Annotated in this window: 23 protein-coding genes and 2 tRNA genes; 14 read left to right on the top strand and 11 right to left on the bottom strand. The window is 54.1% G+C overall.

Annotated features, from left to right (window positions below):
- Positions 1-96 precede the first annotated feature (96 nt).
- The 5 genes from QGH09_08735 to QGH09_08715 all read right to left on the bottom strand — a co-directional run bounded on the left by QGH09_08735 (position 97) and on the right by QGH09_08715 (position 6,047).
- Positions 97-516, bottom strand: coding sequence for an RNA-binding S4 domain-containing protein (locus tag QGH09_08735; GenBank protein HJO18267.1), 420 nt, complete (start codon positions 514-516; stop codon positions 97-99).
- 103 nt (positions 517-619) lie between these two features.
- Positions 620-3,307: an alanine--tRNA ligase gene (gene alaS, locus QGH09_08730; protein HJO18266.1), complete on the bottom strand. Its 2,688-nt coding sequence runs from the start codon at positions 3,305-3,307 to the stop codon at positions 620-622.
- A 54-nt stretch (positions 3,308-3,361) separates the two neighbouring features.
- Positions 3,362-3,835 (bottom strand): RecX family transcriptional regulator, encoded by a 474-nt coding sequence (locus QGH09_08725; GenBank protein ID HJO18265.1) that lies wholly within the window; start codon positions 3,833-3,835, stop codon positions 3,362-3,364.
- Between the two features lie 183 nt (positions 3,836-4,018).
- Positions 4,019-4,996 carry a branched-chain amino acid transaminase gene (locus QGH09_08720; GenBank protein HJO18264.1) on the bottom strand — a complete coding sequence of 326 codons (978 nt, stop codon included), beginning with the start codon at positions 4,994-4,996 and terminating at the stop codon, positions 4,019-4,021.
- A gap of 73 nt (positions 4,997-5,069) precedes the next feature.
- On the bottom strand, positions 5,070-6,047 hold the full coding sequence (locus QGH09_08715) for a serine/threonine-protein kinase (GenBank protein ID HJO18263.1): 978 nt from the start codon (positions 6,045-6,047) through the stop codon (positions 5,070-5,072).
- A 100-nt stretch (positions 6,048-6,147) separates the two neighbouring features.
- On the opposite strand from QGH09_08715, the gene QGH09_08710 reads away from it, so the two are divergent.
- On the top strand, positions 6,148-6,894 hold the full coding sequence (locus QGH09_08710) for a 16S rRNA (uracil(1498)-N(3))-methyltransferase (GenBank protein ID HJO18262.1): 747 nt from the start codon (positions 6,148-6,150) through the stop codon (positions 6,892-6,894).
- 180 nt (positions 6,895-7,074) lie between these two features.
- On the opposite strand, the gene dnaJ is transcribed toward QGH09_08710, so the two are convergent.
- From dnaJ to bshC, 5 genes are all read right to left on the bottom strand, one after another.
- Positions 7,075-8,217, bottom strand: a complete 1,143-nt coding sequence (gene dnaJ / locus QGH09_08705) for a molecular chaperone DnaJ (protein HJO18261.1) — start codon at positions 8,215-8,217, stop codon at positions 7,075-7,077.
- Positions 8,210-8,779, bottom strand: coding sequence for a nucleotide exchange factor GrpE (locus QGH09_08700; protein HJO18260.1), 570 nt, complete (start codon positions 8,777-8,779; stop codon positions 8,210-8,212). The genes dnaJ and QGH09_08700 overlap by 8 nt, the downstream gene beginning before the upstream one ends.
- 8 nt (positions 8,780-8,787) lie before the next feature.
- Positions 8,788-9,882 carry a heat-inducible transcriptional repressor HrcA gene (gene hrcA, locus QGH09_08695; GenBank protein HJO18259.1) on the bottom strand — a complete coding sequence of 365 codons (1,095 nt, stop codon included), beginning with the start codon at positions 9,880-9,882 and terminating at the stop codon, positions 8,788-8,790.
- A 7-nt stretch (positions 9,883-9,889) separates the two neighbouring features.
- Complete coding sequence (locus QGH09_08690) at positions 9,890-10,735, bottom strand: XdhC/CoxI family protein (GenBank protein HJO18258.1); 846 nt, start codon at positions 10,733-10,735, stop codon at positions 9,890-9,892.
- A 97-nt stretch (positions 10,736-10,832) separates the two neighbouring features.
- Positions 10,833-12,446: a bacillithiol biosynthesis cysteine-adding enzyme BshC gene (gene bshC, locus QGH09_08685; GenBank protein ID HJO18257.1), complete on the bottom strand. Its 1,614-nt coding sequence runs from the start codon at positions 12,444-12,446 to the stop codon at positions 10,833-10,835.
- Between the two features lie 236 nt (positions 12,447-12,682).
- Between bshC and QGH09_08680 the strand changes: the two genes are divergently transcribed.
- From QGH09_08680 to QGH09_08665, 4 genes are all read left to right on the top strand, one after another.
- Positions 12,683-14,662 (top strand): protein kinase, encoded by a 1,980-nt coding sequence (locus QGH09_08680; GenBank protein ID HJO18256.1) that lies wholly within the window; start codon positions 12,683-12,685, stop codon positions 14,660-14,662.
- Positions 14,659-15,804: a glutamine-hydrolyzing carbamoyl-phosphate synthase small subunit gene (carA, locus tag QGH09_08675; protein ID HJO18255.1), complete on the top strand. Its 1,146-nt coding sequence runs from the start codon at positions 14,659-14,661 to the stop codon at positions 15,802-15,804. Before QGH09_08680 ends, carA begins: the two co-directional genes overlap by 4 nt.
- A 79-nt stretch (positions 15,805-15,883) precedes the next feature.
- Entirely contained in the window at positions 15,884-19,132 is a 3,249-nt protein-coding gene (gene carB, locus QGH09_08670) for a carbamoyl-phosphate synthase large subunit (protein HJO18254.1), read from the top strand.
- A 37-nt stretch (positions 19,133-19,169) separates the two neighbouring features.
- On the top strand, positions 19,170-20,036 hold the full coding sequence (locus QGH09_08665) for a substrate-binding domain-containing protein (GenBank protein ID HJO18253.1): 867 nt from the start codon (positions 19,170-19,172) through the stop codon (positions 20,034-20,036).
- Between the two features lie 39 nt (positions 20,037-20,075).
- Here QGH09_08665 and mazG read toward each other — a convergent pair whose 3' ends face one another.
- The gene (gene mazG / locus QGH09_08660) at positions 20,076-20,921 is read right to left on the bottom strand and encodes a nucleoside triphosphate pyrophosphohydrolase (protein HJO18252.1); all 846 of its coding nucleotides are present in this window, start codon (positions 20,919-20,921) and stop codon (positions 20,076-20,078) included.
- 54 nt (positions 20,922-20,975) lie between these two features.
- On the opposite strand from mazG, the gene QGH09_08655 reads away from it, so the two are divergent.
- The 9 genes from QGH09_08655 to QGH09_08615 all read left to right on the top strand — a co-directional run bounded on the left by QGH09_08655 (position 20,976) and on the right by QGH09_08615 (position 26,514).
- On the top strand, positions 20,976-21,266 hold the full coding sequence (locus QGH09_08655; GenBank protein HJO18251.1) for a DUF1844 domain-containing protein: 291 nt from the start codon (positions 20,976-20,978) through the stop codon (positions 21,264-21,266).
- A gap of 21 nt (positions 21,267-21,287) precedes the next feature.
- On the top strand, positions 21,288-22,058 hold the full coding sequence (locus QGH09_08650; protein HJO18250.1) for an MBL fold metallo-hydrolase: 771 nt from the start codon (positions 21,288-21,290) through the stop codon (positions 22,056-22,058).
- A gap of 56 nt (positions 22,059-22,114) precedes the next feature.
- A complete protein-coding gene (locus QGH09_08645) occupies positions 22,115-23,050 on the top strand; it encodes a bifunctional riboflavin kinase/FAD synthetase (GenBank protein ID HJO18249.1) in 936 nt (311 codons plus the stop codon).
- A 102-nt stretch (positions 23,051-23,152) separates the two neighbouring features.
- The gene (gene cysS, locus QGH09_08640) at positions 23,153-24,568 is read left to right on the top strand and encodes a cysteine--tRNA ligase (protein ID HJO18248.1); all 1,416 of its coding nucleotides are present in this window, start codon (positions 23,153-23,155) and stop codon (positions 24,566-24,568) included.
- Between the two features lie 35 nt (positions 24,569-24,603).
- Positions 24,604-24,678: transfer RNA gene (locus QGH09_08635), tRNA-Gly, on the top strand.
- Between the two features lie 44 nt (positions 24,679-24,722).
- A tRNA-Cys gene (locus tag QGH09_08630) sits at positions 24,723-24,796 on the top strand.
- Positions 24,797-24,889: 93 nt separating this feature from the next.
- Positions 24,890-26,161, top strand: coding sequence for a mechanosensitive ion channel (locus QGH09_08625; GenBank protein HJO18247.1), 1,272 nt, complete (start codon positions 24,890-24,892; stop codon positions 26,159-26,161).
- The gene (locus QGH09_08620) at positions 26,158-26,337 is read left to right on the top strand and encodes a hypothetical protein (GenBank protein HJO18246.1); all 180 of its coding nucleotides are present in this window, start codon (positions 26,158-26,160) and stop codon (positions 26,335-26,337) included. The genes QGH09_08625 and QGH09_08620 overlap by 4 nt, the downstream gene beginning before the upstream one ends.
- Before the next feature lie 36 nt (positions 26,338-26,373).
- Entirely contained in the window at positions 26,374-26,514 is a 141-nt protein-coding gene (locus QGH09_08615; GenBank protein HJO18245.1) for a hypothetical protein, read from the top strand.
- Positions 26,515-26,524 lie beyond the last annotated feature (10 nt).

Below are 26,524 nucleotides of genomic sequence, written 5' to 3'. Positions count from 1 at the left end.
TAGTCCCCAAGAAACTTAGCGTTTGAGCACGCTAGTAAACACGCATTATATCACTGGATGGGTCATCGAAGCGCCCTCTGTTCACCGAGACCGGTTTCAGGGCTTTCCGCTTTTCAGTTGACGGAGGTATCGGCGTTCCCGTTTTGTTGGTGCTATGCCGGACCGGGCTGGAGGGTTAGCACGGTTGGCTAGCCGAACCAATTCCCGCAATTTCGCTTCCTCCTCAGACGGAGGTGGTGTGGCGTCTTCGTAGAGGGTTCGCGCTTTGGTTTTGGCTACGTAACGTTCTCTTAAACCCTTCACAATTACCAGTTGTTGCTCTCGAAAAGCACGCGTGATGGCAATGCGATCTCCAGGAGAAACTTCTCGATGTGGCTTTGCGCGCTGGCCATTGACATCAACTTTACCGCCCTTACAGGCTTGTTGCGCCGCAGACCGTGTTTTGAAGAGGCAGGCGATATCCAGCCAAACATCAAGGCGAAGGCGAGCGGTCGTCGACTCGACGCTTGTGGTCACGGCTTGAGATGAAACTGATCGCCGACCAAAGAGTCGCGATGCAGCACTTGCACGCTCCACTTGCGTCTGGTCACAGCCAAATTGAACGAAAATGGTGTTCGCATCACTCTTTACTGTCTAGGAGACCGCGCACGACGTTTTCACTCTCGGATAGCATGTGGTCGATTTGTCGTGGATCCTTGCCGCCGGCTTCAGCGAAATCAGGTCGACCACCACCTCCACCCCCGCTCACGAGCGGCGCTAGCGCTTTAACGACCTGTCCAGCAGGTATACGAGTCTTAAGGTCAGACGTAACACTGACAATGATTGCCACCCGCCCGCCCGCTGTGGCTGAGGCAAGAATCACAAGGCCCGATTTGATGTTGCCCTTTAACTGGTCGGCGAGGGTGCGGAGCGAGTTTCTATCTAAGCCATCGGCTCGTCGTATTAACAGCGTAACGTCGTCAACGTTGATGCGGGTGTCTGTTTCAGATACCAGTTCCAATTTCATTTTTAGGGCGTTCACATCTCGTGCCAACTGTTTCGTCTGAGCTTGTTGCTCTCTAAGTGCATCCACGGCACGAGCTTCTGGTGAGCTGAGTTCCTGAAGGATCCCATTAAGCAAGGAACGTCTGGCCTGATGCCGTTGGATAGCAGGTGCTCCCGTCACTGCCTCGATCCGTCGGATGCCAGCCGCAGCGCCGCTTTCTTGTTCAATCATGAACGAGCCAATTTCTCCTGTCGCGCCACAATGCGTGCCTCCACAGAGTTCTTTACTGAATTCGGAAATCGACACCACGCGTACACGGTCGCCATATTTCTCTCCAAATAGAGCGATCGCGCCACTGGCAATTGCCTCATCCGTAGATTGCTCAATCGTGTCAACGGGGGTGGCAACCAGGACTTGTTCGTTGACGAGGCATTCGATCTCCTCGATTTCAGTCTGGCTGAGCGGAGTCGGATGAGTGAAGTCGAACCGAAGTCGTTCCGGCGCGACGAGTGAGCCAGCCTGGGTAACGTGGTGACCAAGCAACTTCTTGAGAGCGGCGTGAAGGAGGTGGGTCGCCGTGTGATTTCGCTGGATTGCACTACGACGCGGTGCATTGACGACTGCCGACACCACGTCACCTTGACTCAGGGTGCCGGCGACCACACTTATCCGGTGCACGCGAGGGAATGAGCCCAAGCGAATCATGTCCTCCACGAGGGCTTTTGTCTTGCCGTCATGAGACATGATATGGCCCGTGTCTGATACTTGGCCTCCAGCTTCGACATAAAACGGACTGCGGTCGAGTGACAAATATCCCGTGTCACCCGCATCCAGTTGTGGACAAGGGGCCGGCGCGTCGTTCCACAGCATGAGGATCGTGCTGCTGTCGACTCGCGTTGTCTCGTAGCCCTCGAAGCGGTCCTGAGTACCCAGTAGATTCTTATCGAGGGCCTCGGAGGTCCAAAAGGTATCCCTGTCATCCTGTTTCGGTTTGAAGCCGCTCGCAGCACGAGCTTGGTCACGCTGTTTTGCCATGAGACGTTCGAATCCTTCCCAGTCGATCGAGAGCTGCCGCTCACCGGCGAGGTCCTCAACGAATTCGGCCGGTAACCCGAGAGAGTCGTATAGGCGGAAGACATCCTCACCAGTCACGCGACGGTTACTTGTCTCTGCGCGGTCCAGCACTTCCTCAAGCTTTGAGAGTCCAGCGTTTAATACCGAATCGAAACGATCTTCTTCCCTTCGCACTACTTTGGCGATCATGTCACGGTTTTTCGAGAGAGCCGGATACGTATCACCCATCTCTTCTACGACGACATCAACGAGTCGATGGAGACTCGGTTCAGTAAGACCTAACTTCTTACCGTGTCGCATGGCTCGTCGCATGATCTTGCGCAGCACATAGCCTCGCCACTCGTTGGATGGTGTTACCAAGTCATTTATCAGAAAGGTCATCGCACGAAGATGATCGGCAATAACGTGCATCGATACATCAGTCTCCTGCCGCTTACCGTATGGCGTGCCAACCAGACCAGCGATGCTTTGAAGAAGAGGTTGAAACAGGTCGGTGTCATACACTGAGTCAACGCCCTGCAATACGGCAGTCGCGCGCTCGAGACTCATGCCAGTGTCAATTGAGAGCATCGGGAGCGGTTTCAATGTCCCGTCATCCTGCCGGTCGAATTCCATGAACACATTGTTCCAGAGTTCGATGTAGGTGTGGCAGCTGCATGCTGTACCGCGACAACTGGTTTCGGGACACTTCGGGTCATCGCCTAAGAAGAAGTGAATTTCAGAGCACCGACCGCAAGGCCCAGTGTCACCCATCGCCCAAAAATTGTCGGCCGCGCCCCAAGCATCTATGCGGTCCGCTGGAAGAAATTTTTGCCAAATGTTGTACGCTTCATCGTCTTTCGGCGCATTCTTATCTCCGGAGAAAATTGTCACACGCAGTCGAATAGGGTCGAGTTTCCATTCCTTGGTCAGTAGTTCCCAAGCCATGGCGATGGCTTCAGATTTGAAGTAATCACCGAATGAAAAATTACCAAGCATCTCGAAGAAGGTGTTGTGGCGTGGAGACTTACCCACGATATCCAAATCGTTGTGTTTTCCGCTGACACGCATGCACTTCTGCGAAGACGCTGCCCGTGTATAGTCGCGTTGCTCTCGGCCCTGGAGGACTGATTTGAACTGATTCATTCCAGCGTTTGTGAACAGGAGAGTCCGATCGTCAATAGGAACTAAAGACGCGCTTTCAACGATTTGATGTTCATGCCTAGCGAAGTAGTCGAGGAAACTACGTCGAGTGTCGCGTGCGGTCATAACGTCATTTTACAGCGATCTGCTCAAGGTTATGCTCAGGGGCTGACAGCTGTGTTATTCCTTGATGTTCGTTGCATGCGCTGCTAGTGCGGGGACGATTAGCGAAGTGGGAAATCCCTGCTGCTGGAGAGAACGGTGCAATCGGCGTAAATGTGCGGCATCCTGAATTGGGCCGTCGAGTCGCTTCGCTAACGCACGTGCCAGCACCTTGGCCTCATCCACGTCAGCGAAAGTGACCTCGACAGCCTCGTGGGCAATATCCTTATTAATCCCCCGCGCAACGATTTCCTGAAGGATACGGCGCCGACCGCGTGCTGTTAGTCGAACGGCTGTTCGGGCATATGCGAAGGCCGTGCGTCGGTCATCTAGGGCTCCCTCTTGGCGTAAGCGATCAAGAGCTTCCTCAATTGTTTGAGTTTCAAAGTTACGCTTGCGGAACCGCTCTCGGAGTTGCATTTCAGACAACTCTCGCCTAGCGAGCAGATTTAAGCCGAAGGTGTACGGGTCCGTCGGAGTGCGAGAGGGCACGCAATGTTCACCGGCTGGATTAAAGGTCGATAATTGATTAACTAGTGACTACCTTTATTCGTTCATGCCACGTCGTTTGGAAATAAGGTTCGGCGTTACGATTCCATTGTGACTCAACTAATACTCGTCAATTGACGAGCCTTAACCATACATCGCCGTTTTTTCAGGGTGAATATTAGCGTCTCAATTTTCGGTCTTCACTGTCGTCCGTTTTGAAAGGTTCTTGTTTGCCTCATCAGTGTAAACAGGACGCAACCATCCCTTCTCGTCCGAAACCCGACCATTAACGATATCGAAGAAGGTGCGTTGGATCGCTTCAGTGACTGGACCCCGTGAACCTAAGCCAATTTCGACCTTATCGACAGATCGAATTGGGGTCACTTCAACGGCGGTACCTACAAAGAAAAGCTCGTCTGCGATATAAAGCATTTCACGCGGAATCGCCTGTTCGATAACCGTAAAGCCAAGGTCTCGGGCAATCGTTATGATTGAATGACGCGTAATCCCGGGTAGAATCGACGACGCGACCGCCGGTGTATAGAGCGTATTCTCACGTACGATGAAAAGGTTCTGACCGCTGCCTTCACTTATCGTACCGTCGGGGTCAAGCGCGATTGCTTCACTGTAGCCGTTGACCACAGCTTCCATCTTAATTAGCCCGGCGTTCGCATAATTTGCTGTGGATTTAGCTAGTGCCGGGAAGGTATTCGGCGCGCTCCGAGACCACGAGCTGACACAGACGTCGACACCGTTGGTAATGCTCTCCTCACCTAGGTATGCGCCCCATTCCCACAGCATGATAGTGGCTTCGACCGGACACGGCATCGGGTTCACGCCGAGTGTGTCGTAGCCCCGGTAGATGAGTGGCCTGATGTAGCAGGCGCGATACTGGTTAGCTCGAATTGTGTCGAGAACCGCGTCTTCCAACTGTTCCTGTGACAGCGCATATTTCATACGGTAAATCTTGGCTGAGTCCACAAGCCGGCGCATGTGCGCGTCAAGGCGGAAGCAAGCTGGGCCACGCTCCGTGTCGTAACACCGTGCACCCTCAAACACGCCACTACCATAATGGACCACGTGTGAGGCGATGTGAATCTTGGCGTCGGCCCAGTCGACCAAGGACCCGTTCATCCAGATCTTGCCGGTGCCGGTGAATCCCATGGGAAACTCCTTGGAGCGAAGAGGAGTGGTGAGTGTGTTCTAAACACGCTCAAGAATCATATTAAGTGTAGCACTACGGCTCGATCTCTGCACCGCAGAACGGACACCCTGATGGGGTACCACGCCCGCCCGGAAGCGGTTTGCTACAGTTGTAGCAGAACTTTGGCGTTGGTGTCACCCGTATTCCAATCGAGGGGGTGATTCGGCTGGCTTCAGAGGTGGATGGTGTGTGGGAGGCTTTCGGTCGAGATTCAAATGACCTCTCTTCGTTCAGGGCAGCGTGTAATTCACTAGCCCGTTGGTAGCGGTTGGAAATCTCCGGCGCCATAGCGCGCATGACAATGTCGCTGACTGGAGTTGGAATTCTCTTGTTTCGCAATCTCGGAGCGGTGACAAGCTTGCCGCTCATCAGTTTCTCGAGGTCCGATGGAGTAGGGGTATCGTAGGGAAGAGTCCCTGTCAGCATTTCGTACATCGTTACGCCTAACGAGTAAATATCCGAAGCGAAAACTGCTTTACCGTAGAACTGTTCCGGCGCCATGTAGGGTGGACTACCGATGATAGTTGTCCCATGGGCTGCGGCTTCTAGGTACCGAGAGGTGCCGAAATCAAGGATCTTCACAACGTCGGTGGTCGAGATGAGCACATTGCCCGGTCGGAGGTCACGGTGTAGAACATTTTGCTGGTGTGCATGGTCCACCGCTTTACAAATCTGCCTTATGTATTCGAGTGCGTGACCGACTTCAAGTGCGCCATTTACTGTAATCAGATCTTCAAGTGTTTCACCGGGGACGTATTCCATCACGATGAAGAATACATTGTCTTGTTTTTCGGCGGTCGTGATCCCGACCACGTTGGGATGGTTGAGGGTGGCGAGTAGCCGAGGTTCTTGAAGCTGTTTACCGAAATCAAGATTCTGTCGATGAGGAACTTTAAGGGCAACCTGCTTATCGATAAAAGTATCGTTAGCTAGGTATACTGTGCCGAATCCGCCGCTGCCCAGCGTTTTGAGAATCTTGTACTTACCAAGTGTTTGACCACGAACCAGCATCCTGATAGGGAGTATAGCGTGAAACCAGTGATGTCTTGATGGTTTGACATAGGTCTTGCAACAGGGTCTTTCTGTCTCATCGAGCACTATAATCTTTCCAATGCGGTCACGCTTCTTTGCGCCTGACTTGAAACAAGTCGGTGAGGCTATTGTGCTCTCGCTAGACGAATCCAGGCACCTTTGCCAAGTCCTACGCCTTGGCGTCAAAGACGAAATACGCGTGTTCGATGGTCAGGGTTCCGAATACTTGGCCCGAGTAGAGAGTGTGGGGCGCTTGGGTGTAACCGTCCGGCTCCTTGAGCCAACAGTTCCGGCGCCAGAGGCTTCCGTCACTATTACGTTGGCGGCGGTAGTGCTAAAAGGCCGGAGGTTCGATGTTGGTGTTCGTGAAGCCACAATGCTTGGTGTTTCGGTCGTTCAACCACTTCGGGCAACACGCCAGGCTGTGCATGGGCCGTCGATTCTTCGGAGCGGGGGTGTTGCCAGGTGGCAGCGAATCGCCGTGGCGGCAGCTAAGCAATGCGGTCGGGCCGTGGTTCCTGAGATACGCGAAGTGGCGACGGTCGAAGCGTTCACGTCCACCGATCAATCCAAGTTACGCCTCGTTCTGGTTGAGCCAGGGGTTTCTCGTGCCGATGCAGTTCGCCCAAGAAGCCTAGCTTTGCAACCGCAGCCTCAGTCCGTCTCCCTTGCCGTCGGTCCTGAAGGTGGTTGGGCCACGGATGACCTAAATCGATTCATTTCGGAAGGTTTTCAGGTAGTGACGCTCGGTGGTCGAATTTTGCGCGCGGAGACCGTACCTATCGTTGCTTTGGCCATGCTAGTCTGTCTTTGGGATGACTCGTGACGATAATGTCCTCGGGCGCCGTCATGTTTGTGCGATCCATGTAGAGAGGCAACCCTCCCAAATACTTCCACGCACTTCGATCCCAGTCGGGTGGTAATCGTCTAGCAATGAGACCGCTAGGTTGGCGGCTCGCTGATGCTCCTGAAAAGGGCAGTTCTATTCGAAGCGCGGGCCCATGACTTAACCGAAGATGTTCTTGACTCGCTCGAAGAACGGACGGTCTTCGTCTCTAGCCGCTCGACTGCGTGGCTCCACCTTATGGTCTTCCATTGTCCTGGCTAGCTTTTCTAGCAGCACTTGTTGTTCTTTTGAAATTCGGGTGGGAGTGTCAACCTGGACCTCAATGAATAGATCGCCTTGGCCTCTACCGCTCACATTTGGCATTCCCTTACCCTTCACGCGGAACCTAGCTCCTGTCTGCGTGCCTTTGGGTACAACGACAGATTCATCTCCATTCAGTGTTGGCACTGTGATGTTACCGCCCAAAATCATGGTCGGATATGGAACGGGAACTACGCACAGTAGGTCATCTCCGTTACGTTGGAAGAATTGATGCTCGGCAACGTGCACGACGACATACAGGTCACCTGGCGGCGCACCACGTTCACCCAACTCACCTTCGCCTTGTAATCTTAGTCGCTGGTCGGTTGAGATGCCGGCTGGGATCTTCACCGTGAGTTTTCGATCCTGCGTGATGTGTCCGGTCCCACCGCAGGCTTCGCACGGCGTCGAAATTACCTTACCCGCTCCGCGACACCGACCACATGTGCGGGCAACGGTGAGGAAGCCTTGTTGATAATGGAGTTGTCCGCGCCCACCGCACTGAGAACAGGTGTCAGGGGTACTGCCAGGCGCAGCCCTCGATCCTTTACAGCCCTGGCAGGGTTCTTCCCTTGGGAGCTGTAGCGTGGTTTCTGAACCGTGTGCTGCGTCCTCGAATGAGATGTCTAGGTCATAGCGAAGATCAGCGCCACGTCGAGGGCCTGCACGGCGCCGACCACCGAACATATCGCCGAAACCAAAAACATCACCAAGATTTCCAAGAATGTCGCCGAAATCCTCGAAAATTGTAGGATCAACTCCGCCGCTCGGTGATCCGCTGAGTCCAGCGTGGCCGAAGCGATCGTAGGCGGCGCGTTTCTCATGGTCGGCAAGTATGGCGTAGGCTTCAGCGGCCTCCTTGAATTGTTCTTCGGCCACCGAGTCACCAGGATTTCGATCGGGGTGATATTTGAGGGCGAGCTTCCGGTAGGCACTCTTGATGTCCTGGCCGCTGGCGTCACGCGCCACCCCTAAGACTTCGTAACAGTCTCGCTTACTCACGTTTGGCCACCTTCACCATGGCCGGCCTGAGCAGTCGGTCGCCGAGCATGTAACCCCGACGAAGCTCCTCAGTTACCTCTCCGTCTCGATGTGTTGCACTTGGTTCATGGGCAACTGCCTGATGAAAATGTGGATCGAAGTCCGCTCCGAGCACATCCATCGGTGTTACGCGGTGTTTACTGAGGAGGTCAAGTAGCTGCTGACGGATGATTTCAAAGCCTTTGAGATAAGCGTCACCATCGGTGGTCTCACTGTTCTCGATGGCGTCAAGCGCTCGCTCGAGATCGTCCATGATCGGCAGTAGTTGTTCGAGTATTTCGGCGCCAGCACTTTGAAGCAGTTCACGACGTTCCCGCTCGACTCGCTTACGATAGTTATCGAACTCGGCCGTCTTTCGGAGTAGTAGGTCGTAATACTCATCGCGTTGTTTACCAACTTCTTCCGCAGGAGGAGTGTTGACTGTCTCATCACCCTCTGCTGCGTTATCGTGCTGGGAATCGGATGCCGTTTCAGGCTCAGGAGCCTCCTCGGGAGGTACAGAATGCGCGTCGTCGCTCATCATCTTCTCGTTCAGTTAGCCCAGGTGCCGCCGGTGCCTAGTAGTCGGCTAACTGTACGGGAGACTCCTTCCACAGCCGCAATTGACCGATCGTAACGCATTCGTCTCGGTCCAATGATGCCGACGCAACCGGTCTGATTGCCGTCGAAGTACGTCGAGGCTACCAAGCTAAGGTTCTTAAGATTTTCTGTGCGATGTTCCGCACCGATAATGACGATCATGCCCGGATCATCGATATATCTGTTTAGGAGTCGCACGAGACGATCTTTTTCCTCGATCATCTCGAAAAGGGTGCTCAGGCTTGACATGGAAGATGAGTCGTCATTATCCGTTGCGTTGTCGATGAGGAAGGAGGTGCCCTGGACGAATAATGAGCTTTCCGATAGATTTTCGAGTGTGTTACGAGCGAGGCGTAACGCACGTTTACGTAATGCGTTGCACAAAGTTCGTTCACTTTCGAGTTGTTCAACGATTGCGGTGCGTACTTCGTACAATGGCAGTCCTGCAAATTCCTGATTCAGATAGTTTGCGGCCTGTGTAAGGTCTACGGGTCGTAAGGCTTCAGAGACACTTACGACTTTGTGGGAGACGTGTCCAGAGGCCGACACGACGACGACCAGTACGCGCTGCCTGTCGAGCGGAACAAAGTTAATCTGTTTGAGTACCGATCCTTCGCCTGAGGGTGCCATTGCGAAACCGAGATGATGCGAAGCGCGCGATAACTCGTGTGGCACATTGTTGAGTAAATTGCCAAGCGCTGATGCCTGCCGAAGTCTCGCTTCGACATTCCGAGATGAGCGCGCCGGTCTTCTGGCCTCGAGTAAGAGGTCAACGTAGCATCGGTAACCACGGTCGGTAGGTATACGACCGGCTGAGGCATGAGGTTGGTGGACGTATCCGAGTTCCTCAAGCTCCGCCATGTTGTTACGAAGAGTGGCTGATGAGACACCGAAACGGCTATGCCGAGTGAGCCATAGCGAGGAAACTGGTTCACCGCGCTCGATGTAGCTCCGGACGACAGCCGCGAGGATTGCTCGTGCGCGGCTAGATAATTGTGGCGGGTGTTGTCTAGCGCGGCGGTGTTGTGGAGAGGAAGCTGGGGTCATAAGTTGGTCAGTTGGTCTCAACGCTTTTCGGTGTCCACCGTAGCGAGGAAACAGTTGACTCGGCATTATCGCGGTTGGTTTTGCCATACTTGACGGCAATTAGCTCGGCGAGAATGCTGACGGCGATTTCCTGGGGCGTGACAGCGCCGATGTCCAAACCGATGGGCGCATGTACGCGCTTGAGACATTCGGCCGGCATGGATTCCTCAAGCAGCGCTTCAAAGATCCGGGTCACTTTGGCCCGGCTGCCGATCAGGCCTAAATAGCGCAGGTCTCGCGCTGCCAGAGCACGCAGTGCATCCAAATCATGACGGTGGCCCCGTGTGACGATAACCGCGTAAGCATAGGACGGAATATTCTCACGGTGTAACCAGTCAGGGATTGATTCCACGACCACTTCAACTGCATCCGGAAACCTTTCCGGATTAGCGAATTTCTCTCGATCGTCCACGACATGGATCTGGAATCCAACGCCAGCGGCGATGGAGGCCAGATGGTAGGCAATATGGCCGGCCCCAACGATGTAGAGAGGAGGTGATGGTTCCAACGGTTCGATGTAGATTTCCATCTGCCCACCGCACACCAGCCCGCTCTCCTCAGCAAAGTCGTCGCTTAGCTCATAGTTGGCGATGACTGGGCGTCGGTCTTCTAGGGCTTCGCGAGCTTTCCAAAACGCGTCATTTTCATAGCAGCCGCCACCAATCGTACCAACCGTGCGACCGTCAGCATAGACTAGCATCTTTGCACCGACGCGCTGTGGCGTGGATCCCTGGGTCTTGACGATGGTAACTAGAGCTGCGGGCTCTCCATCCGCCAGCGCTTGGGCAACGGCTTTAAAGACTTCCTGACTCATCGTGGTCTACTGGCCCGAGGGCTATTGGACCATGCTCTCCGCCTTCTGGGCATCAAGCCTGATTATAACAGGGTCACGGAGCGTGGCACGGCCGAGGTCAAGGCGTGATGAGCGCGTGGTTCCTTGGATCCAGAGGTAATTCGTTAAGAAGACCTTCGACTAGTGTAGGTCCTAAGCGATTCACAAAACCCACGAATCCCAATACGCGTTCTTGGGGGTGGCCTTCCGGGAATGCCTGTGTCTGAGTGCACACGAACTGCCGCCGGAGCGTAGCGTCGTTTCGTTTTGCTGCCTTTAGGATTTTCTTGTGAAGAGCTGTGAGGTCGTGGTCCATCCGGCCCAGAGTTGATCGTGCGGCACCGACCAGGGTCGAGTCGACGGCCGGAACGGTTTCAATAATTGTGTCGATGCGGGTCTGAATTGCACGGCGAGCATCGTCAATCGATTGCCTGACCGCTTCCGGTAGTTGTGCCTTTAGCAATTGGTTCAGAGCGGCCTCGTCCTGTGGCTGGAGGGCTTCAAGCGAAAGATTGTTGCGCTTGAGGAATCTCGCACCGGTCGAGTCGAGCAAGGTGGCACTATCACGGGGATAGATAAGTGGCATTGGCACTTCAAAGAGCTCATAGATGTTTCTAAGTTGTGCAAGATATGCGAGCTCGTTGGGTCCGGGAACGTAGCAGACCGTCGGGAATAAAGTGTCTTGCACGAGCGGTCTAAGCAGTACGTTCGGACTGAACTGTTCGGGATGCTGGTCAAGCGTTTTAAGTAGAACGTTGAGTTCCACCGGTGCGTTACCGACGGTGAACCTGTTATTACTCCGACGAATTGAATGCCTAGCACCGTCTACCCGGAAGAGCGCCACGCTCTCTGGATGTGGGGTAACTTGCGCGTGATAGCCCCTTGCGACTAGTTGTTTGCCGGCCTCGGTTGCCAATGCCGCGGTTTGGGTGTTTCGCAGTTCTTGTTCAAAAAGAGTTCTGACAAATGGTTTAGCTGCCGGGTCAGAGGAATCGAAGAGGATAAGACCCTCCGCACCAAGAACCGTTTCCAGCCAGAGACTGAACGCCTTAGACATGGTCGTACCGCTCTGGTACGTCCGACGTAGGTCCTTGATTGTTGTCGCGGTGAACTCGCTCGGTGGGAGTGCGTTAGCTATAGCGTCGATAGCGGTTGAGGCACCGTCGCCTAGCTTGAGAGAACCTACGGGCATCTCACCGGCGCCTGGCGGTGGTTCTGCCACTACTCGTCTGACCTGGCAGTCGGCATCGAGAACAGCACACGAGGCAACCTCGTTCCAGTCGTGGTCTTCTGCGTCGACCCAGAACACGGCGACAACTGGCACACTCTGTTCCTGAGAGAGTCGCCTGGCCAGCTTGATGGCCGTCACTGCCTTTAGCAGAGTGAAAAGGGGGCCACCAAATAAGCCGGCCTGCTGGCCGGTGACGATGGCTACGGTATCTGGTCGCCCTAGTTTCTCGGTAGCGGCTAGAGCCTCAGATGGAGCTCCACGTGATTGTTGTTGCGCGGCGAGGACCTCAGTAAAGGCACTCGGAGGACGTAAGTTATGACGGCGCGTGATCGCTTTCCGCCACGCCTCCGGTGTAGAGGGATCTCCAGCAAAGAATGGTGCTAGGGAGCTGTAATTGAGAGCGTAATCTACGGCGAGACGCCGGATCCAGGGGAACCGACCGATATCGATAGAGTGTTGCACAAAAGTTTCTGAGGGAATCAGAGCGATTCAGCGAGCTTTACGTCCTTGCCGTTACTGTTTCAGAGGCTTGCGCGATGTGTCAAGCTTTGCCTCTCAGTCTTGCTTTTCCCAAGCCGAACGCGTTGAAGCGATGAAGCTTCCATGCTAGCATTCCGATACCCTCCGGAGGGGTATCTGCACTGACACGAGACGAAGCGAGTTCATCCCCAAAGCCTAGTGCGTTCGGCCCGTTTCTTGTGGAGCACCAAATCGGAATGGGCTTTTCTGGTCCCGTTTTTCGAGCTTATGAACCAGAAAATGAGCTGCCTGTTGCTATAAAGGCATTCCAGCTTGATATCACGCCGGAGCAGGCTCATACGCTGGCTGAGCATTTTAATCGGATCGCTCAGATCGGTCTGTCCGAGCCTGGAGTAGTTACGCCCCTCAGCGCTGGAGTCGAGGATACCGTCGCCTACCTAGTTCTGGAGCACGTGGCGATGGAATCACTAGATGTCGTGATGCGGGACTATGCGCCAGATGCAATAGACAGATCAAATAAGCTAATCGCTCAACTGGCCGGTGCAATCGATTGTGCACGCACAGTTGGTGCGCTCCATGGCGCGCTGCACCCGCGCGACGTGTTCGTAGCCAGGGATTCAGTAAAGGTTAGTGGGTTCGGTGTCGTACCAGGCTTGGAAGAAATTGGGTTACGGGGACCCGTTAGGCGCCCCTACTCTGCACCGGAACGAGTGAAAGGTGGTGACTGGGGTCCGACCGCCGATATTTTCTCGCTTGCGGTGATCGCATACGAATTGCTAACAGGAATACGTCCTGTGGGAACGGGACGTGAAGCGATCGCGAAAATACGTAATAGCGGGTCAGCGAAGAACGCCGCTGCACTCAAGAGGCTCTTCTTGGCCGCGATGTCCGACAACCCCGATGAACGTCCGCGCACTGCACACGAATTTGCGAGTGCATTTGAGGGTATTACCTCCACTACTAGTACCGTTGGTAAGACCGAGGCAACGAGTGCGACCTCGGCGGCTGATTCTGAGGTCAATGGAGGAGCGACCGAACCGGTCAGCGAACTGGTTGTCGAGTCGACTGCCGACTTCGAGGAGGGCGGGGCTGTTGGTGAAGCTTGGAATAGCAATTCACAGGAGCCCGCCGAGTGGGTAGGTTCTGAGGAAGATGAAGTTGTGTCAGACCTGCCGATGTTAGACGAAAAGTCTCGTGGAAACTCAAGAAGCGAGCCTTCGACGAATGAACCTGAACCTGAACCTGTTACGCTGGTCGAAATGCTGGACGTATCGGAGGACTCGAAGCCATCAGACAATATAGTGAGGGCTGAGGCTAAGAATAAATTGAGTAATCAGGGGCGTAAATCTCCTACTCCGGCTGAAGTCGAAAGTATCCTTAGTACTCCTGAGGCGAATGCGGCTCAAAACGAGTCGCCTATTGTAGAACCTGCTCCGAGCCAGTCCTCTGAGCCAGCAGTTCCCGTTTCATATGCGCGAAACCGTTCACTTTTCGATACTGCCCAAGTCCACGGTAACCAACACGCCCAGATTGATTCGGAATCGACAGAGGACTCACCATCTCAACTCGAGGAGGCTTCTTCTGAAAGTGAAGCCAATAGGCGATTGTTGGGGTTGCCGGTTGCCCCAACGTTCATTGTGGGGTTAATTGTTTCGTTTCTAGCTGGTTATGCACTGCGTTCACCGGATTTGGCTAGACCTGTCTCTGAGACAGGCGCTCTGCCAGGGGCGATGGTAACGGAAGAGCCTTCACCTATTACTACTACGGTTGAAGCACCGGCAGCAGCAGAGAGTGGCGCCCTACTGAACGCAGAAAAGCCAGACGCATCAATGGAGACTCTGGAAACCAACGCCGAGGTCGCCGCCTCGCCGATTCCTCGTAGCGAGGTAGCTCCGTCCATCTTATCGGAAGAGGGGCTTCCTTCTCCGGTAGAGACCTTACCGGAGTCTGCGTCGACTGACCAAAGCTTTGTGTCCTTGGAGTCCAGCACAATTGAATTTGAAACGCGCCCGCCTGGTGCTGAAGTATATGTCGATGGTCGAAGTCTTGGTGCGACGCCCATGTTGGCGCCTGATATTTCGCCGGGGAGCCACACGATCCGATTCATAATTGAGGGGTATCGTGAATGGACGACCATCGTTGAGGTGGTGGGCGGGCAGTCGATCCGAGTAGCTGCTTCGCTTGAGGGTGTGCGATGACGAAGGCGATTCTTGCGCTTGAGGACGGTTCATGGTTTGCAGGAGTCTCGGTTGGTGCAAAGGGAGACTCCGGTGGGGAAGTGGTTTTCAACACGAGTATGACCGGTTACCAAGAGGTGCTGACAGACCCGTCGTATGCGGGACAGCTAGTGATGATGACCTGTCCAGAGATCGGGAACTACGGTGTGTCAGAAGAAGACATCGAGTCGCGTGGACCTCAAGTCGCTGGTTTTATCGTCAGACAGGCTTCAGCCATTGCTAGCAACTGGCGTGCTTCGGGTACGTTGAGTGACTATTTGTCGAGTCATGACATCGTCGCAATTGCGGATATTGACACGCGTGCAGTCACGCGCACCCTGCGATCGAGTGGCGTGATGCGGGGTGTTATTTCCACGGGCAACGTGGAACCCGAAGAGGCGATCGATCGGGCACGGAAGGTTCTGCCGATGGAAGGCGCGGACCTGGTAACACGTGTGACTTGTCAAGCACCGTTCGATTGGGCGCCTGACTCGTCTGGGCCGGGCTCCTCGTTTCCCGAGGAGTTTAGCCTGCCGCCGGAGCGCCGCGCTGATCGTCCGTTACGCATCGCGGCCTACGACTTCGGCATCAAATGGAACATACTACGCCGACTTAGCGCATACGGTTGTGACATCCGTGTGTTTCCTGCCAGTTCCCCAGCGAGTGAGCTATTGGCAATTGATCCTGATGGCGTATTTCTTAGCAACGGTCCCGGCGATCCCGCGCCGCTTGATTACGCTATCAAGAACGTACAAGCACTGGTCGCAGCTGAGGTGCCGACTTTTGGTATCTGCCTTGGTCATCAAGTGCTGGGTCTTGCGCTTGGTGGCAAAACCTATAAGTTAAAATTCGGCCACCGGGGAGCCAACCATCCGGTTAAGCACTTAGCAACGGATAAGATCGAGATCACATCACAGAATCACGGCTTTGCCGTTGATCCTGACTCGCTACCGAGTGATGTGATGGTGACACACCTCAATTTATACGATGGTACGGTTGAGGGATTACGTCACAAGTCGCGACCTGCATTCGCCGTGCAATATCATCCAGAGGCTTCGCCCGGTCCTCACGATGCTGACTATCTGTTCGGTCTGTTTTTGGATGTAATTGACGAACGACATTAATGACGGAGAATTCATAACCAGGTGTGACTATGCTTGGGTGACATCGGCGCTCCGTCCGATTTAATGACGTAGTTTTGCAATGCCAAAGCGTGCTGACCTAAAACGTATACTTGTGATCGGCTCTGGCCCGATTGTCATTGGGCAGGCTTGCGAATTTGATTATTCCGGTACACAAGCATGTAAAGCACTGCGCGCAGAGGGACTTGAGGTTGTCCTCGTTAACAGTAACCCCGCGACGATCATGACTGATCCTGAAGTCGCTGATCGGACTTATGTAGAGCCTCTAACGCCAGAAATAGTTACGCAGATCATCGAGTGCGAAAGTCCAGACGCTCTTTTGCCAACTGTAGGTGGGCAGACAGCACTTAACCTTGCTGTAGCCCTAGGCGAAAAGGGTATTCTGAATGCGCATGGAGTTGAGTTAATCGGTGCGTCAATTGAAGCGATTAAGGTGGCTGAAGATCGACTCCAATTTCGTGAAGCGATGCACTCAATCGGCGTTGCTGTTCCAGACAGTGTTTATGTTAAGTCTTCGGACGAGGCGATGGCCGCGGTCGAGAAACTCGGATTTCCGGTAATTATCAGGCCTTCATTCACACTTGGCGGTGTTGGTGGTGGCATCGCTTACAACTTGGCTGAGTTTCGCGAGATGGTCGAAAGGGGTCTGGGTTTTAGTCCTGTCAGTGAAATTTTGCTTGAAGAGTCAGTGCTTGGGTGGAAAGAGTTCGAACTCGAAGTCATGCGTGACGTAGCGGACAATTTTGTTGTGATCTGTTCAATCGAAAATATCGATCCGATGGGCGTGCACACCGGCGATAGCGTTACGGTTGCCCCAGCACTGACGTTGACCGATAAGGAGTATCAGCGACTCCGTGATGCAGCTAAGCGGATTATTCGGCGAGTGGGTGTCGAGACCGGCGGTTCAAATATTCAGTTTGCCATTCATCCTGAGAATGGTCGCGTCGTAGCTATTGAAATGAACCCGCGCGTTTCCCGTTCCTCGGCGCTTGCGTCGAAAGCCACCGGGTTTCCAATCGCGAAAATCGCTGCAAAGCTGGCGCTCGGTTATCGTCTTGATGAAATCCCCAACGATATAACTCGTTTAACACCGGCATCGTTCGAGCCAACTATCGACTATGTAGTTGTCAAGATTCCCCGCTGGGCCTTTGAAAAATTTCCACGGGCCAATCCGACACTTACAACGCAGATGAAATCAGTTGGCGAGGTCATGGCCATTGGGCGAACTTTTAAGGAGGCTTTTCTCAAAGGATTCCGCTCGCTCGAATTGGGGCGTTCAGGACAGTTATTTGCCCAGTCGGAAGGCGAGTCGGAGGACGATGCGACGCTTCAAAGGCAACTCGCCGTACCCACTGACAGAAGGCTATTTGCCACTTTTCGTGCTTTGCAGCGTGGTTGGACAGTTGAGCAGGTACATGACATTACCAAGATTGACCGTTGGTTTTTGTCCCAATTCTTGGAAATGATTCAGCTCGAACAAGCGGCTGGACTTGTGGGCTTGCGGGAAATGTCCGTGGAGCTATTAACTACACTGAAACGTTCTGGTTTTAGTGATGCCGATATCGCGGTAATTACCGGAGCCGATACGGCGTCAGTCTTCGACCGACGAAAGGACGCCGGTCTGCGGCCGGTGTATAAGCGAATTGATACCTGTGCGGCAGAATTCGAGTCATTCACTCCTTACCAATACGGTACTTACGAGGAAGAATGTGAGGCAAATCCAACCGATCGGCCGAAGATCGTAATTTTGGGTAGTGGGCCGAACCGGATTGGGCAGGGCCTCGAGTTCGACTACTGCTGTTGTCACGCTGCGTTTGCTCTCCAGGAACAGGGCTTTGAGACCATTATGATCAACTGTAATCCGGAGACCGTGTCCACTGATTACGATTCGGTGGATCGACTCTATTTTGAGCCACTTACCTTCGAGGATGTTGTTGCAATTATCGATCGTGAGCAGTCAGGTGGCGGTGATGTGTCATGCCTGGTGCAGTTTGGAGGACAGACGCCACTCAAACTCGCGTTACCGCTGCAAGCTGCAGGCGTAAAGATCTTGGGCACGTCACCGGATTCAATTGACCTTGCGGAAGACCGCGATCGTTTTTCGCGGCTCCTCTGGGACCTTGGTATTTCCCAGGCCCCCAGCGGAATCGCCACGTCGCGTGAGGAAGCACGTGCCGTCGCATCGTCCATCGGATTCCCGATCGTTGTCCGACCGTCCTACGTACTTGGTGGGCGGGCAATGGCTATTGTCTATGATCTGTCGGCGCTGGATCGGTACGTTACGGATGCAGTTGATGCGTCGCCTGAGAGGCCAGTCCTAATCGATAAGTTTTTGGAAGATGCCTTTGAACTCGATGTTGATGCGGTAGCCGATGCGGAGGGTGCGGTGGTAATTGGCGGCATCATGGAGCACATCGAAGAGGCCGGCATTCATTCAGGTGATAGCTCTTGCGTAGTGCCGCCTTATCTTGTTCCCGAGCGACAACTTGCAGTAATTCGTGATTACACCCATCGAATCGCGCGAGCGCTAAATGTTGTTGGTTTGATGAATATACAATTTGCCATTAAGGATGACACGGTGTACGTGCTTGAGGTGAATCCTCGTGCGTCCCGTACGGTACCGTATTTATCGAAGGCCACTGGTGTACCTCTCGCGAAAGTGGCGGCTAGGGTCATGGCGGGGACGAGCCTTGCTGACCTCGAGCTAGTAGACGATCTAAAAGTGTCTGGCGTGTTCGTTAAGACGCCTGTGTTTCCCTTTGTGAGGTTTCCTGGTGTTGACACCTTGCTAGGGCCAGAGATGAAGTCAACCGGTGAGGTCATGGGCGCTGCAGAAACGTTTGGTGCTGCGTTCGCGAAAGCCCAGTTGGCTGCTGGTAACCGCCTTCCCGACAAAGGGACGGCGTTTATCAGCGTGAACGACCACGATAAGGCTAGTGTTGGTCAGGTTGCTAAGGATTTGACTGCTCTCGGTTTTTCAATTGTCGCGTCGCGTGGGACCGCTGCCTATCTGCGCGCACACGGTCTCGACGTGGAGGTGGTATTTAAGGTGAATGAAGGGCGTCCACACATAGCCGACCAAGTACTTAATGGACAAATTGACCTGATCATTAACACTCCACTCGGTCGGGAGTCATTTTTCGACGACTTGGCTGTCAGGCGAGTTGCGATGTTGCACTCTGTGCCGTGTATTACTACCCTGACGGGCGCAGTGGCTGCTGTGAGTGCAATCCGCGCGCTCCGGTCTGAAACTATCAAGGTGCGACCTCTCCAGGACTATCACGAGGAAGCCCTCACCGACCGGGCATAGTTGAATCGAAGGGCTGGTTTCAAAGAAACAACGCCTCATGTTAGCACTCGCGAATCTAGCAAAACAGGCGGTTCCCTTGTTCTTGTGTGGACTGGTACTTGTTAATGGCTCTTGCTCGCAACAGGTGCAAGCTCCAACCGTTATCCTCGGCCTAAGTACGAGTTTTGGAAACAGTGGTCTGTTTGAGGTGCTGCAACCGGCTTATGAGCAGTTGTCTGGTGCCAGGCTGCGTTCTCACCTTGTTGGTAGTGGTGCCGCCCTTCAGATGTTGGAGCGTGGGCAAGTGGATGTTGTGATTAGCCACGCACCCGAGATGGAGGCCAGATATATCAAGGCACACCCTGAATGGTCGTACAAGAAGCTTATGTATAATGACTTTTTATTGGTCGGACCCCCAGACGATCCAGCAGATGTACTGTCCTCTCCACTAGTAGAAGTAGCGGTCCAGCGCATCGTCGAACACCGTGCTAGTTTCGTCTCGCGTGGCGATGAGTCTGGCACGCATACTCGTGAACGGCAGCTCTTCACATTGGCCGGAGTAACGCTCTTTCCTCAACAAACTGTCGTGTCCGGTCAGGGGATGTCTCGAACTCTTCGTTTGGCAAGCGAGTTGGAAGCCTACACCTTAACTGACGCAGCGACTTTCATGGCTATGAATCAGATCCTGTGTTTGCGGCCCGTCTTTCAAGGTGGCACTAACCTCTTGAATACATATTCTGTAATCAGCAGCACAATGAATCCCAACGAAGCCTCACGGGCCGACACACGGTCCTTTGTTAGATGGCTTACAGATGGTGGTGGACGAGAACTAATCAAAGGTTTTGGCCTAAGTTCAGGTGTGCCTGCTTTTACGGTCTGGCCGTTGGGTGGACCACGTGACCAGCCAGAGGACCTTCCGTTCTAGTTGTAGTCCTGATACTTCAAAAGGGATGTGTTATTAAGCCTAGGTTTCATTTTTCACTGCCTGCCACGCAGCCTCCATCTGTTCGAGTGTAGTTTCTTGCAGGTGCCGACCTTCTACACGAAACCTTTCTTCCAATTTGCCAAATCGACTGCAGAACTTTCTATTGGCGCAGCGAAGTGCAGCTTCCGGTTCGACTCCGAGCTTCCGAGATAGGTTGGCAATGGAGAAGAGGAGGTCGCCCATTTCCTCCTCTCGCTGTTCAGATGAATCTACGTTGATGGCCTGTCTAAGTTCAGAAATTTCTTCCTCAATCTTGTCAACGACATCAGCATCTGTCTTCCAGTCGAATCCAACTGCGGCAACACGCGATCCGATCTCAAAGGCGCGTAGGAGCGACGGAAGCTTTGTGGGTACACCATCCAGTAAACCTCTTCGAGACTCTTTCTTGGCCCGTTCTTGAGCCTTCAGTTCTTCCCACTGTCCACGGACCTCACTTGATGTGGAGAGTGTGGTTTTGGCCGTTGTGCCGTTGTCGGGACCGAACACATGGGGATGGCGACGCACGAGCTTCTTGATAATTTTCTCGATTGCGTTATCAATAGTGAAGGCTCTGGATTCCGCTGCGATCTGACAGAGAAATACCACTTGAAAGAAAAGGTCTCCAAGTTCATCCTCGAGCTCAGCGAGGTCCCCTCGGTCAAGGGCCTCAAGCACCTCATAAGTTTCTTCAAGAAGGAAGGACCTGAGTGACTTTAGCGTCTGCTCGCGGTCCCACGGACAGCCCTCACGTGATCGGAGCTTGGTAGTGATGCCGATAAGTTGTTCGAACCGCTGGCCGGTCGTTTGACCGGTTGCTGATGTGATTGGTCGTTTAGAATCAGTCATGTACACCTCTTGGCCCACTGTTTAGAGGGGGTAGTCTATGCTAGCATCGAGGGGATGCAGGTAGACCTCGCCGAGGTTTCGTTTGACATGCTAGTGCAGTCACTTGCTGCCTCGGCCTTGGTGCACCTAGGGGACCTGTCTGATCGTGCGACCGGTGCTAAGGTGCCGCCGAATCCGGCTGCGGCGGTCCAAATGATCGAGTTACTCGCACTTCTGGAGGAGAAGACCCAGGGTAATCTTGATGACCGAGAGATGCAATTGCTTACTAGGACCGTCCAGGTGTTGCGAACAAGGCTGTTAGAGGTCAAGAAAAATTCCGCTTCTGGTTCGACCTCAGTCACCTGAAATCTTCAACGGAAACCTACCGTGCGTATAACTTTTCTCGGTACGGGCACGTCATCTGGTGTTCCAGCGATCGGTTGTGACTGTGCCACGTGCCGGTCCAACGATCCGCGTGACCAGCGCTGGCGTCCGTCTATCTACATCGAATTAGTCGACGGTGTTGCGGTTCTTATCGATGCCGCAACAGACCTACGGGCGCAGGCGCTTCGCTTTGGTATAAGTCGGGTCGACGCAGTTCTTTTCACACACAGTCACGCCGATCATGTGCTCGGCCTTGATGAGGTGCGTCGCTACAACTATTTACAGGGTAAGCCTATTCCATGCTACGGTGATTCCCGCACGTTGTCCGATGTCAGACGAATGTTCGCCTACGTTTTCGACCCATCTGAGCAGCTGGGTGGTGGCCTGCCTCAACTCAAATTGTTTACTATTGGTGGTCCGTTTTGCCTTGGTCGCGCGACGTTCGTGCCCGTGCCTCTGTTACATGGAAAACGACCGATCTTGGGTTTCCGTGTTGGCTCCTTCGCATATCTGACTGACTGTAATGCGATTCCCGATACCTCGTGGGCGCTTCTTGAAGGACTGGACGTACTGGTCATTGATGCGCTCCGGTTGCGGCCACATCCAACCCATTTCTCAGTCGATGAAGCAATCGCGGTGGTAACCCAGGTCAGACCATCGCGCGCCTATTTCACGCACATGTCCCATGACCTGCCTCACGAAGCTACTTGTATGAACCTGCCGGGACAAATAGAGCTGGCGTATGATGGATTGAGTTTGGATTTACCAGATTGAGTCCTTGTGGGTAGCATCGGTGCTTTCTGACTTCGTGTCTATAACCTTTCGCCACAGTGAATATTATTTATTTTCCTGATAACGACTGTCCCTCGATGTGGCAGCGACCTGTGCTGGCACTGGGCAACTTTGACGGGCTCCACCGAGGTCACGTCGCAATCATCGACCGCGTACGCAGTCGTGCTTACGAGCGGGGTGTGTTGCCAATTGCACTGACATTTGATCCGCATCCGCCTCGCGTCATTCGTCCCGACAAGGCGCCGGAACTCCTGATGACTGTGACTCAAAAGTATGAGGCGTTGACCGCCGCCGGCATCGGCGGGATCGCGGTTTTGCGGTTCACGGAAGAGATGTCTCAATGGGAACCTGAGCGTTTTGTTATTACCGCTCTGGTTGAATGGCTTAAGGTGAGCGAGGTGTGGGTTGGTGCGAATTTTCTGTTCGGTCATGAGCGGGCTGGAAACTTTTCACTCCTTCGTGAATTCGGCGCACGACATGGCTTCAGGGCTGAGAAGATTGAACCAGTTCGTTACAAGGATTTTGTTGTTAGCAGTACCAGGGTCCGCCGACTGGTTTCAGAGGGAAGCGTGGATGAGGCGGGTGCCCTTCTTGGCCACCACTATGCCGTTGATGGAGCTGTTGTGCGCGGCGAGGGACGGGGTCGAGAAATAGGTGTGCCAACCGCCAACATGCGTTCCGATAATGAGCTCTTACCTCTCGATGGGGTTTACGCGACGCTGGTTACGCTTGATGGGATTGTATATCCCGGTGTGACTAACGTGGGGTTCCGACCGACGTTCGGTAAAGGGAAAAGGGTGCTTGAGACACACATCTTTGATCTGACACGTGATCTTTACGATGTGTCGCTGCGTCTGTCCTTCGTTCGAAGGTTGAGGGACGAGATGGAATTCGATGGAGTTGAAGCACTTCGTTCCCAGATTGAGGTTGATTGTCGGCAAGCTAGGGAGCTGTTTAGTCAGATTTCACTGTAAACTTGCGAGGTTAGGAGCAGCGAAGTCGACAGAGCCCCCCCCCCACCGACGTGTGCTCGACTGAAGATGTGACGGCAAAGCGTCTCTTAACCCAAACGTCCGATGCGTTTCTACAATACGCTTACTCGTCGTGAAGAGCAGTTCGTCCCGCTTCGTGGGCGACAGGTGCGGATGTATACCTGTGGGCTGACGGTTTACGCGTATGGCCATATTGGTAACTTTCGAACCTTTGTCTGTCTCGACGTCCTCCGCCGCGCCTTAAAGTATTTGGAAGGTTACGACGTCCGACAGGTGATGAACTATACCGACGTTGACGACCGAACAATCGTTGAGTCGAGCAAAGCCGGTTTACCGCTTCACGAATACACCAACAGGTATATCTCAGCTTTTCAGGAAGATGCGGTGAGGCTTGGTCTCGAGCCGGTGGAGGAAACGCCTCGGGCAACCGACGAAGCTAATCTTCGTGCGATGACCGGAATGATCGAGGCTCTTGAGAAGAACGGACATACCTATCGTAGCGATGGCTCAATCTATTTCAAGATTTCCACGATGCCTCATTATGGACAGCTGGCGAGGCTCGACCACGAAGGGATAAAACCCGGAGCTCGGGTCGATGCCGACCGGTATGACAAGGAGGATGTCCGGGACTTTGTGCTCTGGAAAGCCACTCAGCCGGGAGAGCCCACGTGGGACTATGGTGTAGGGCCGGGCCGTCCAGGCTGGCATATTGAGTGCTCGGCGATGGCACTCCGGTTGCTTGATGGGCCGCCAATTGACATTCATGCCGGGGGTGTTGACCTGGTGTTTCCGCATCACGAAAACGAGATCGCGCAAAGTGAGGGCGCGACCGGCACGCAGTTTTCGCGGTTCTGGTTTCATGTCGAACATCTTTTGCTGGGCGAAGGCGGCAAGATGTCAAAGTCGCTCGGTAACGTTTTTACCGTGCGTGACGTACTCGAGAAGGGATTTCGAGCGTCTGCGTTGCGCTACGTGTTGCTGTCGGTCCATTACCGCAAGCAACTCAAATTCACCTGGGATAGTCTAAGCCAAGCCGATGAGGCACTCACCCGGCTAATGGATTGTCTTGTACGCCTCGACACGGTACCGCAGTCCAGCGTTGAAACAACCCTAATCGAAAAAGTTGAGGTGGCCCGCCGTGATTTTTCTGAAATGATCAAGGCCGATCTCAACACCCCAGGTGCGCTTGGCGTTATGTTTGAGTTTGTAAGGATGGTGAATGCTGCGATAGATGCCGGAGAAATCAGTAGTTCCGACGTAACCTTAGTGCGGGAGACTTTCGAATATTTCGATGAGGTGCTTGGGGTCATTCGAATTCGCCGTGCTGAGGATGCAGCCCCACCTGTTCCGGTCGAAGAGATCGAAAAACTTATTGGCGACCGCAAAGCAGCCCGGGGTAACAGAGACTTTACTAAAGCTGACCGCATTCGGGATGAGTTGGCTGAGCGTGGCATTGTGCTTGAGGATGGACCAGCTGGCACACGGTGGAAACGGAAATGACCGGTATGCTAAGGTGGCGGAATCCATTTTATTGTGCGGGAGTAACTCAGTGGTAGAGTGCGACCTTGCCAAGGTCGAAGTCGCGGGTTCGAATCCCGTTTCCCGCTCCATTTGTTCCTTCGATTTATCTACGTCAAATAGGCGTAGTCCAATCGGCGCCGTCGCCAAGTGGTAAGGCAGAGGTCTGCAAAACCTCCATCCCCGGTTCAAATCCGGGCGGCGCCTCCAGTTTCTCTAATGATCTTGTAGCAGGTTCCGGGATAATCTAAGGGTGCTTATCGAACCTTAAGGCTGGCACTGTGGACATTAACTGAGTAGACCATGCTGAGTTTCATTCACGAGTTACTAATACCACCGGGCTTGGGCGAACAAACTACAGAGCTTCTCACGATATCGGTCGATGTCGTTGCAGTCCTTACGCTGGCGTTTATCGCCGACGTTGTGGCCAAGCGGATCATTGTCCGTGCAGTTGTAACCCTGGCGGCCCGAACGTCGGCGCAGTGGGACGACGCTGTGCTACAGCATCGGGTAGTGCATCGGCTGGCGCATTTTGCTCCGGCGATTGTCATTTACCATTTCTCGGTGCCGGTGCTAGGTGGTTATGAAACCTGGAGCGTAGCCATCCAACAGGGCTGCCTCTTGTATATGTTGTTCGTGGCGGTGCTAGTGAGTGATGGCGTGCTCAACGCGGCCGTCGACATTCTGAGCTCGTCGGAACTGTCACGTAGCGTCCCGCTCACGAGCATCGTGCAGGTCGTCAAGCTGGTCATCTACTGCGTCGCCGCGATTGCCGCACTGTCGCTCGTCCTGGGCAAGTCGCCGGTCTTGCTGTTGAGTGGACTGGGTGCGATGACCGCTGTGCTCATGTTGGTCTTCAAAGATCCGATCCTCGGCTTCATCGGGGGGATTCAGCTGTCTGCCAACCAGATGGTCGCGCCAGGTGACTGGATTGAGATGCCGGCGTACGGTGCCGATGGGGATGTGCTTGAGGTGGGGCTGACGTCGGTGAAGATCCGCAACTTCGATAACACGATCACGACGATTCCAACCTACGGGCTCATCAGCGGATCGTTTAAGAACTGGCGAGGGATGTCGGAGTCGGGCGGACGGCGGATCAAGCGGGCGATCCACGTCGACATGAACTCGATCCACTTCTGCGACGACGAGACACTGGTACGGCTCGCGAAGATTCCGCACATGGCGGCGTATCTGGAACGCAAGCAGCATGAGCTTGTCCGCTGGAAGGCTGAGCACGATGCTGATGCCAACCGACCCAGTAACCTTCGGCGGCTCACCAACGTAGGCACGTTCCGCGCCTACATCGTTGCCTATCTTCGGAACCATTCCATGATTCATCAGGAGATGACGTTCTTGGTTCGGCACCTTGCGCCGAGCGCCCAGGGATTGCCGATCGAGATCTACGTGTTCAGCCGTGATACGGACTGGGTTCGATATGAAGACCTCCAGGCGGACATCTTCGACCACATACTGGCGATGGCGCCAGAGTTCGGCCTCAGCGTGTATCAAAGCCCGTCCGGGAGGGATGTTCAGGACACGGTGCAGGTCATGCGAGGCAGGGGTAAGCCGCGATGAGCTTTCGACGATGGACGCTTGTGTTCGCGATGGCCGGGCTGGCGGTGGTTTCCGTCAGCGGGCAGGAAACGGGCCAGCCGGCCAGCGACGTGCTGCTGCAGTTCGACCCGTGGGGTAATCCCACTCCCCGCGGAGGTGTGACTAACAACGGACCCAATGCCCATAGTGTGTGGTGACCGGGGTCGGTGGCGCTGGATCGCGTCAATCACCGCATGTTCGTTCCGGAACCGGGCAACATCCGGGTCCTCGTCTACCAGTTGGATGAAGACGGCCGGCACATTCGCCACACAGCCGACCACGTTATTGGACACCGCACGCTACTCGGTCGTCCGCTCGACGTTATCTTGAGATGACTGAGGTTTC

Source organism: Vicinamibacterales bacterium (genome assembly GCA_036012125.1).
GTDB lineage: Bacteria > Acidobacteriota > Vicinamibacteria > Vicinamibacterales > UBA823 > UBA11600.
Note: the sequence above shows the minus strand (reverse complement) of the source record. Positions and strands in the feature narration are given on the sequence as shown.